Genomic DNA, 2,126 nt, shown 5'->3' with positions numbered 1-2,126 from the left:
GCGCTCGACCCCGTCCAACAGGACGTTCGCGAAATACGGTAGCCAAACCCCAAGGTCAAGGAGGTCATACCAGGCCGATCATCGCAGCACGACACCAATAGACGATCATGAGAGGGCCAGTTCGATCACAAGATCAGCGACAGATCCAGATCCAGATCCTCAAGAACGTCCCCGCCAGTCATACCCGAAACGTCCCCATCAGCCGTACCTGATCGCTACCCGGCCGGGTCAGGATAACGCGAGTGGCGCAACGCCAGTCATCACTCACAGGTATTGGGTAGGTACTCCTCGATGAATCGGGCGGGGATGACGGAAGGGTGTTCTCTGTGGTTGGTGACGAGGCCGCTCACAGGCCGGGGCGAATCGTTCCTGAAAGTGGCAGCTACGAGGGTAGCGCCGGGTGCGGCCCTGCCACCCTGCTCCGGGACCTTGCCGGCGAGCGGGGGTGGCCCCCGACGGAGCTGCGGGCGGGCGGCGCTCAGCCGGCAGCCCTGCTGGTGCCACCGGCCGGTTGGGGCAGCCTCGGGGATGAGGCCATGATGCGTGTCGCCTGGGCGGCGCTTGCGGCCCGGCACGGTGCGTACTGCCGCTACGTTGACGTCGGCGCCCCATCCTGGCAGCGCACGCTGGGGACGGCTCCCGCAGGAGATCTGGAACCGGTGCTGCTGGCACGGGGCGCGGCCGCCTGGGATGCGTGGCTGGGCATGGTCCCGCTGCTCGCATCGGTCACCGAGGTCCACATCCTCGGTGCGGACATCCTGGACGGAGCCTACGGTGCCGAGCTCACGGTCCGCTACGCGTAGCTGGCCGCGCTGAGCCTACACGCCGGCGCCCAGGTCACCCTGCTGGGGCACAGCTGGCGGGCACAGGCAGATCTGGCCGCAGCCCGCGCGCTGCGTTGCCTGAGCGGACATGTGCGGGTGTGCGCGCGGGACCCGCACTCCCAGGCCCGGCTGGCTACGCTCGGCATCACCGCCGAACTGGTCGCCGAGCTGGCTTTCCTGCTCGAGCCGGATCTCCACCAGCCCGGTGGGGCGCCGGCGCGGGCATGGCTGGACCGGCAGCGCGCCGACGGCCGCCGGGTGGGCGCAGTGAACATCAACCATCTGGTAGCGGGCCGGGTTCCCGGGCTGTTCGACGGGTACGTGGACGGGCTGGGCGATGCCGGGTCGGCCGGCACGTCGTGGCTGCTGATCCCGCACGACCGGCGCGGGGAACAAGGCGATCTGATGCTCGCCGAGCGGCTGCACCGCCGGCTGGACGAGCGGGAACCCGGACGTGCCCACGTGCTGCACACCGACGCCGGACCGGCCGGAGCCAAGGCACTCGTAGGTGCGGTGGACATGGTCCTCACCGGTCGGATGCATCTGGCGGTTGCGGCGATCAGCCAGGGTGTCCCCCCTCTGGCGGTCGGCTACCAGGACAAGTTCTCGGGCCTGCTGGAAAGCGCGAGGCTGCCGGCATGGTGTGAACTCGAACCCGCCCAGGCCTGTGCTGGCGAGCGTCTCGCCGATGTGCTCCGCACCGTTCTCGCGCAGGCGCCCGCGCTGCGCCGCAACCTGCGGGCCGCCTGGCCGGAGCTGATGGCATTGGCGCGCCGCGGCCTGCCGGACGCCACTGGAGAGCCACACTGAGCCGGAGCGGGGTCTGGTCCGGGCACGAGGTCCGGCGAAGCCTGAGCTGGATGTGTGGTCAGTTCGTAGATTTCCGTCAGTTCCCGAATTCGCGGTCAGTTCAAGGTCATGGGCGCGGCGGTTCGGGCCGCAGGCGAGAGGCCCGCGGCTGCGAGCGGCACCGTTCCCAGAGCGTGAGGTAGGCGCGGGCCATCTGGCGGTCGGTGAAGGTGCTCACGGCCGCCTGCCGTGCCCGTTCCCCCAGCCGGTGGCGCAGGAGCGGATCATCCCGCAACCGGCACAGCGCAGCGGCCAGGGCGGCCGGGTCGCCAGCGGGCACGAGCAGCCCGGTCTCGCCGTCGATCACTGCTTCGGGGACGCCGCCGACCGCTGTCGCCACCACCGGCAGCCTGGATAGCATCGCCTCGACGATCGTCAGCGGAAAGCCCTCCGTCCTGGACGGCAGGCAGAAGACGTCGAAGCCGGCTAGGGCGCCGCGCGCCGCGTCGGACC

Annotated in this window: 3 protein-coding genes; 2 read left to right on the top strand and 1 reads right to left on the bottom strand. The window is 70.3% G+C overall.

The window, feature by feature from the left end; genetic code table 11:
- Positions 1-536 precede the first annotated feature (536 nt).
- Positions 537-803, top strand: a complete 267-nt coding sequence (locus ACY45C_RS21280; RefSeq protein ID WP_462189328.1) for a hypothetical protein — start codon at positions 537-539, stop codon at positions 801-803.
- Complete coding sequence (locus tag ACY45C_RS21275) at positions 804-1,634, top strand: polysaccharide pyruvyl transferase family protein (protein ID WP_462189329.1); 831 nt, start codon at positions 804-806, stop codon at positions 1,632-1,634.
- Between the two features lie 106 nt (positions 1,635-1,740).
- Here the strand turns inward: ACY45C_RS21275 and ACY45C_RS21270 are convergent.
- Positions 1,741-2,126: glycosyltransferase (locus ACY45C_RS21270; RefSeq protein WP_462189327.1), on the bottom strand; the 386-nt coding region annotated here is incomplete at its 5' end.

Source organism: Frankia sp. CcWB2, assembly GCF_977927585.1.
This window is presented reverse-complemented; position numbering and strand designations above follow the sequence as displayed.